Source organism: Kribbella sp., assembly GCF_035687465.1.
Lineage (GTDB): Bacteria > Actinomycetota > Actinomycetes > Propionibacteriales > Kribbellaceae > Kribbella.
The window spans coordinates 1-6,782 of the sequence record NZ_DASRXP010000609.1 but is presented as its reverse complement, the minus strand read 5'-3'; the positions used below and the strand labels follow the sequence as shown (position 1 = coordinate 6,782).

General features: G+C 68.9%; 7 protein-coding genes and 1 pseudogene. 4 read left to right on the top strand and 4 right to left on the bottom strand.

Features of this window, described 5'->3' with window-relative positions; all coding sequences use genetic code 11:
* From VFG33_RS32260 to lipA, 4 genes are all read right to left on the bottom strand, one after another.
* A partial coding sequence (locus VFG33_RS32260) for a class I SAM-dependent methyltransferase (protein ID WP_325056772.1) occupies positions 1-1,250 on the bottom strand: 1,250 nt, incomplete at its 3' end.
* Between the two features lie 86 nt (positions 1,251-1,336).
* Entirely contained in the window at positions 1,337-1,708 is a 372-nt protein-coding gene (locus tag VFG33_RS32255) for a VOC family protein (protein WP_325056771.1), read from the bottom strand.
* Positions 1,709-1,794: 86 nt separating this feature from the next.
* On the bottom strand, positions 1,795-2,490 hold the full coding sequence (locus VFG33_RS32250) for a DUF4191 domain-containing protein (RefSeq protein WP_325056770.1): 696 nt from the start codon (positions 2,488-2,490) through the stop codon (positions 1,795-1,797).
* Positions 2,491-2,517: 27 nt separating this feature from the next.
* Complete coding sequence (gene lipA, locus VFG33_RS32245; protein WP_325056769.1) at positions 2,518-3,462, bottom strand: lipoyl synthase; 945 nt, start codon at positions 3,460-3,462, stop codon at positions 2,518-2,520.
* A gap of 56 nt (positions 3,463-3,518) precedes the next feature.
* On the opposite strand from lipA, the gene VFG33_RS32240 reads away from it, so the two are divergent.
* From VFG33_RS32240 to VFG33_RS32225, 4 genes and pseudogenes are all read left to right on the top strand, one after another.
* Positions 3,519-4,895, top strand: a complete 1,377-nt coding sequence (locus tag VFG33_RS32240) for a sensor histidine kinase (RefSeq protein ID WP_325056768.1) — start codon at positions 3,519-3,521, stop codon at positions 4,893-4,895.
* 11 nt (positions 4,896-4,906) lie between these two features.
* Positions 4,907-5,566 carry a response regulator gene (locus VFG33_RS32235; RefSeq protein WP_325056773.1) on the top strand — a complete coding sequence of 220 codons (660 nt, stop codon included), beginning with the start codon at positions 4,907-4,909 and terminating at the stop codon, positions 5,564-5,566.
* A gap of 156 nt (positions 5,567-5,722) precedes the next feature.
* Positions 5,723-6,604 carry an ABC transporter ATP-binding protein gene (locus VFG33_RS32230; protein ID WP_325056767.1) on the top strand — a complete coding sequence of 294 codons (882 nt, stop codon included), beginning with the start codon at positions 5,723-5,725 and terminating at the stop codon, positions 6,602-6,604.
* Positions 6,601-6,782, top strand: a pseudogene (locus tag VFG33_RS32225) (ABC transporter permease); the annotation flags it as partial. The gene VFG33_RS32230 and the pseudogene VFG33_RS32225, both read left to right, overlap by 4 nt.

The window sequence follows — 6,782 nt, the reverse complement described above, 5'->3', positions numbered from 1 at the left end:
ACGTCGTCGAGGTAGCCGGCGCGGAAGCCGGCTTCGGAGTAGGCGAGGTAGAACTCCCACATCCGGCGGAAGGTGCCGTCGAAGCCCAGGTCGGCGATGTGCGGCCAGCGTTCGATGAAGCGGTTCCGCCAGACGCGCAGGGTGCGGGCGTAGTCCGGGCCGAGGTGCCGGATCACCTCCGCGCGAAGGCCGGTGTGTTCCGTGGCGACCTGCTCGATCACCTGGACGGACGGGATGAGCCCGCCCGGGAAGATGTACTTCTGCACCCAGGTGAAGGTGTTCCGGGTCGCCAGCATCCGCTCGTGCGGCATCACGATCGCCTGCACCACCGCAGTACCGCCTGGCGCGAGGCGGCGTTCGATCGCGTCGAAATAGACCGGCCAGTACTTCTCGCCGACCGCCTCGATCATCTCCACGCTGAGCACCGCGTCGAACTCGCCGATCTGGTCGCGGTAGTCCCGCAGCGCCACCTGCACGCGATCGCTGACCCCGGCGTCGGCGATCCGCCGCTGGGCGAGCAACGCCTGCTGGGACGCGATCGTGATCGCGGTGACCCACGCACCACGTTGGGCCGCGCGGATCGCGAGACTCGCCCAGCCGCAGCCGATGTCGAGCACCCGCGAACCGGACCGCACGCCGGCCGCATCCAGGATCGAGTCGAGCTTGCGCAGTTGTGCCGCTGACAGTTCCTCGTACGACGCCGTCGCCAGATCTGCCTCAGTGTTCTCGAACAGAGCAGCCGAATACGTCAACGACGGATCCAGGAACTCCGCGAACATCGCGTTGCTCAGGTCGTAGTGCCGGCTGACGTTCTCCCGGGCACCGGCCCGGTCGTTCTCGTGGTCGCCGGGCTGACTCCGGGTGACCAGCCAGCGCAGCGACTGGGCCCACTTCGGCAGCAGATGGCTGTCCCGGTCCGAGCTGAACCGCTCGGCGAACGGCATCAGCAGATCGGCCAGATCGGTCCCCGGTTCCGGATCCCAGTCGCCGGCAAGATAGGCCTCGCCGAACCCGGATCCGGCGTCCTGACCGAGCCGGTCGAGGAACGCGCCGCCGCGGTGCACCCTCATCACCGGACCACCCAGCCCGTACCGGCGGTTGTCCAGCACGATCGTGGCCGGCAGATCCCGGGCGACGAAACGGATCGCCGTCAGCGCGCCGGCCCGGCGTACCGGGTTGGAGCGGGGTGGCCGCAGGCTCGGCCACGTCTCGGTCGCCGGTTCGTGCACGGCCGGGATGAGATCGGTCATTCTGTCTACCTCGAATTTCGGTCCGTCCTGGGTCGCACCCTACGGCCGGAAGGCGGCCGGTGGGCGCGACACGAGGACGGCAGCTTTCAGCCGGCTCTCTGGCCGAGGATCAGGTGGTTGCCGTCGGGGTCCTCGGCACGTGCCACCCGCTCGCCCCAGGGCTGGTCGGCGGGTTCTTGCGTGATCCGTCCGCCGGCAGCACGGATCCGGTCGACAGTCGCCTGGCAGTCGTCGACGTACAGCCACAGCGAGATCGCCGCGGTACCGCCGGCGGGCTCGAAGGCCGGGTCGTGCCCCAGCCCCAGGGATGCCTTGCCGAAGCGCAGACTCACGTACGCCGGGGGACCGTCGGGCGGGAACTGGTACACCTGTTCACCGCCCAGCACGTCCGTGTAGAACGGCAGCAGCCGTTCCAGCTCAGCACTCGTCACGATAGGGGAAACGTCGTCGACGGCCATCGGTTACCTCCTCGTTCGTCAGGATGCTCTCATCGTGAGATGACGAACGGGAAAGCCGTGGATCGACGGAGCCGGAAAAGCTGGGTTCAGCGACCCTTCATGGCCTGACGGGCGCCCTTGAGGCTGGTCGGCACCGGGCCCTTCGGCATCGGCACCTGCGGCCGGACGGCGTCGAGCGCCTTCAGCCGCTGCAGCAGGTCGGTGATCTCGGACGGCTGCAGCGAGGCCGGCAGTTTCATCACGTACTTGGTCAGCTTGCGGATGTCGACCTCACCCTCACCCGAGCCGGCCATCACCTCGATCACCGGCGCGCCACCGGCGACCCGGCTGTGCTTCTTGCGCTCGGCGCCGAGCAGGTTCTTCACCCGGCTCGGCTGGCCCTCGCCGACCAGCACGATGCCCGGACGGCCGACGACCCGGTGCACGATGTCCGCGTTCTTGGTGACCGCGATGGCCGGGGTGACGTTCCAGCCGCGGCGCAGCGTCTGCAGCGCGGACGCCGCCGCACCCGCCTGGCCCTCGATCTGGCTGTACGCCGCCTTCTCCACCCGGCGACCGAAGATGATCGTGGTGCCGAGGAAGCCGAGCGCCACGCCCAGCGGGATCCAGACCAGCAGCGGCCCGACCAGGAAGCCGAGCGCCACGAAGACGGCGACCACGCCGAGGAAGATCGCGGCGAGCAGCAGCCCGATCCGCGGGTCGGACTTCTTGGTCAGCTGGTACGCCGACCGGATCTGCTTCAGTCTGCCGGTCTTCTCCGCGGGAGCGTCGTTCTTGGCCATCTCAACCCTGTCTCTGTCTGCTGTCTCTCAGGCGTCCTGGGTCGCCGACGTCATGCGCGACTCCACAGCCTGACGGTACAGCCGACCGGCCCGGTAGGACGAACGCACGAGCGGCCCGGACATGACTCCGGCGAAGCCGATCTGCTCGGCCTCGTCCTTCATCTCGACGAACTCCTCCGGCCGGACCCAGCGCTCCACCGGGTGGTGCCGGACCGACGGGCGCAGGTACTGCGTGATGGTGATGATCTCGCAGCCCGCGTTGTGCAGGTCGCGCAGAGCCTGGCTGACCTCTTCGCGGGTCTCGCCCATTCCGAGGATCAGGTTGGACTTGGTCACCAGGCCGTAGTCGCGGGCCTGGGTGATCACGTCCAGCGAGCGCTCGTACCGGAAGCCCGGCCGGATCCGGCGGAAGATCCGCGGCACCGTCTCGATGTTGTGCGCGAACACCTCGGGGCGGGACGAGAACACCTCGGCCAGCTGCTCGGGGACCGCGTTGAAGTCGGGCGCGAGCATCTCGACGCCGGTGCCCGGGTTGTGCTCGTGGATCTGCCGGATGGTCTCGGCGTACAGCCAGGCGCCGCCGTCCTCGAGGTCGTCGCGGGCGACGCCCGTCACGGTCGCGTAGCGCAGGCCCATCTTGGTGACGGACTCGGCGACCCGGCGGGGCTCGTCGCGGTCCAGCGCCTGCGGCTTGCCGGTGTCGATCTGGCAGAAGTCACAGCGCCGGGTGCACTGGTCGCCGCCGATCAGGAAGGTGGCCTCGCGGTCCTCCCAACACTCGAAGATGTTGGGGCAGCCGGCCTCCTGACACACCGTGTGGAGCTCCTCGGATTTCACCAGCGCCTGCAGCTTCTGGTACTCCGGGCCCATCTTGGCGCGCGTCTTGATCCACTCGGGTTTGCGCTCGATCGGGGTCTCCGCGTTGCGCACTTCGAGTCTGAGCAGCTTCCGTCCTTCTGGAACGATCGTCACACGCACCAGAGTACGCGGCGGCCGACAGCAGTCATCCACCCGTAGGGTGGTGAACCATGTCCAGCGACCATGCCACTGCAACCGGTACTGCGAGTGCCGCGGATCCGACGGCGTCGTGTCCGTCGGCGGCGGACTGGCAGCGGCCGGGGCCGACGCGGCGGGAGCAGCGGCAGGATCTGTTCCTGGGGCTCGGGATGGCCGTGGCAGCCGTCGTCGGCACCGAACTGGCGCGCAGCACCTCGGGAATCCCGGTCGACATGGGCATCGGCGGGGTCGAGGCCTACGTCCTGAGTGCGGCGGTGGCCCTGCCGCTATGCCTGCGGCGGCGCTTCCCACTGACCGTGCTGCTCGTCGTCTCGGTGCTGTTCTTCACCAACGGGGAGCGGAACACGTTCGCCTTCGCGGGCAACCTGGTCACCCAGGCGACCCAGTTCATGGCGATCTACGCGGCCGTCGCCTGGGCGCGGGACCGGCGCCGGATGAAGCTGGCGATGGTGGTCGTGTTCGCGGGCATGTTCGGGTGGCTGGCGTACGGCTTCATCAAGGCGCTGGTCGACGACTCGATCAAGGGTCCCGGCGACGGCCTGCTCTCGCCGTACCTGTCCTACCTCCTGCTGAACCTGGCGCTGAACGTCGTCTACTTCTTCGGTGCCTACTTCTGGGGCCGCACCGCCTGGCGAACCGCCCGCCAGCGGTACGAACTGGAGCAGCAGGCCGCGGAGCTGGCCACCCAGCAGCAGGCGAACGCCCGCCGCGCGGTGATCGACGAGCGGCTGCGGATCTCCCGCGAACTGCACGACGTGGTGGCGCATCACATCAGCAGCATCGGCGTCCAGGCCGGTGGGGCCCGCCGGGTGATGGACACCGACCCCGACGCCGCGAAGAACGCGCTCAGCGTGATCGAGAACTCCAGCCGCACGGCGGTGAACGAGATGAGGCAGCTGCTCGGCATGCTCCGGGCGGCCGACCCGGACCTCGACGAGGAGCTCGGCCTCCCGGCGCTCAAGGAACCACAGGCTGGAGCCGACCGGCTGCCCGCGCTGGTCGCGATGGTGAACGGCGATGGGCTGTCCGTCGGGTTCCATCAGATCGGGCCGCCGGTGGTGCTGCCGGAGACCGTCTCGGTGTCGGTGTACCGGATCGCGCAGGAGGCGCTGACGAACGTCCGGCGGCACTCGACCGCCCGGAGCGCGCACGTGACGATGCGCTATCTCGCCACCGCGATCGAGATCGAGGTGATCGACGACGGTCGCCCGAAGCACGCGCCGGTCGGCAGCCGGCTGGGACACGTCGGCATCCGTGAGAGGGTCGGCCTGCTCGGCGGCGAGAGCGAGATCGGCCCCCGTCCCGTCGGCGGCTTCCGGGTCCGCGCCCGGATCCCGCTGGCACCAGTCACCAGCCCTGAACCACCCAGTGATGGAGTACTGCTTTGAGTGACAGTCCGATGCGGGTTCTGCTGGTGGACGACCAGGATCTGGTCCGGGCCGGGTTCCGGATGATCCTGTCGGTGGAGCCTGACATCGAGGTGGTCGGGGAGGCCGCCGACGGGGAGAAGGCGGTCGAGCTGGCGACCGCCTTGCGTCCGGACGTCGTCCTGATGGACGTCCAGATGCCCGGGCTGGACGGAATCTCCGCGACCCAGCGGATCGTGGCCGCCGATGCGGGCAAGGTGGTGATCCTGACGACGTTCGACCGCGACGACTACCTGTTCGAGTCGCTCGGCGCCGGCGCCAGCGGCTTCCTGCTCAAGAACACCGCGCCCGAGGACCTGGTCGAGGCGATCCAGGTCGTGCACTCGGGCCACGCGCTGCTCGCGCCCGAGGTGACGCGCCGGGTGATCAAGCGGTTCGCCGGCGGGGGAGACCGGGTCTACCGCCCGGACCTGGTCGCCGACCTGACCGACCGCGAACGCGAGGTCCTCGGCCTGATCGCCCGCGGCCTGACCAACACCGAGATCGCCTCCCAGCTCTTCGTCGGCGAGGCCACGGTCAAGACCCACGTCTCCCGCGTGCTACTCAAACTGAGCCTCCGCGACCGCGTCCAGGCGGTCGTCTTCGCCTACGAATGCGGCCTCGTCATCCCCGGCGACGAACACACCTCCTGATCGGCTGGTCCGCCCTGGGGATGAGGCGGGTGATCACCCTGCGGGCCGACGTACGCCGAGGGTCCGGCTGACTAGCGTGGGAGTCACTTCCAGAACGGGAGCGGCTGGGCGTGGGTCTGGTCAGGGGGCCGGAGTAGTAGAGGACTGGTGAACGGGATGCTGAGCGTGGCTGGGTTGACCCGGCGGTTCGGTGATCACCTCGCGCTGGACGATGTGAGCTTCGACGTGGTGCCCGGTCGGATGACCGGGTTCGTCGGGGCGAACGGAGCCGGCAAGACGACGACGATGCGGATCATTCTCGGGGTGTTGGGAGCGACGGCAGGCGAGGTGCGGTGGAACGGCAGCCCGCTGACCCACCAGGTCCGCCGCGACTTCGGCTACATGCCGGAGGAGCGCGGGCTGTACCCGAAGATGAAGATCCGCGACCAACTGGTGTTCTTCGGCCGGTTGCACGGCCTCGATCCCGCCCGGGCCGGTGAGCGGACCGACAAGATCCTCGGCCGGCTGGGGCTGACCGAGCGGGCCGGGGACATTCTGGAGACGTTGTCGCTGGGCAACCAGCAACGCGTGCAGATCGCGGCCGCGCTGGTGCACGAGCCGATCGCGCTGGTGATGGACGAACCGTTCAGCGGGCTCGATCCGCTCGCCGTCGACTCGATGGTGGACCTGCTCCGCGAAGAGGTCACGCCGGAGGTGCCGGTGCTGTTCTCCAGTCACCAACTGGAACTGGTGGAACGCCTGTGCGACGACCTGGTGGTGTTGTCACGGGGCAAGGTCGTTGCCGCGGGCCCCGTTGCGGAACTCGCGGCCGGCCCGACCGCGACGTACCGGATGGTGATGGACGGCGACGCCGGCTGGCTGCGCGACATCGAGGGCATCAAGGTGCGGGACGTGGACGGGGCGACCGCCTTGTTCGATGTGGCAGAGGCGGGGCTGGATCAGCTGGTGCTGCAGCAGGCGATCAGCCGCGGGTCGGTGCTCGAGTTCGGGCCCGAGCGAGTGGCCTTGAGTGACGTCTTCCGGGAGGCGACCCGATGAGCAACGAACAGAGCAGGACCACCTTGCAGCGCCCATGGCAGCTGGTGGCGCAGCGCGAGGTCAGTACGAAGATCCGGGACAAGACGTTCATCGGCTCGACCGCCTTCATGCTGATCCTGGTGCTGGCCGCGGTGATCATCCCGGCGCTGATCTCGGGAAGCGGTGGGCCGGACAAGAT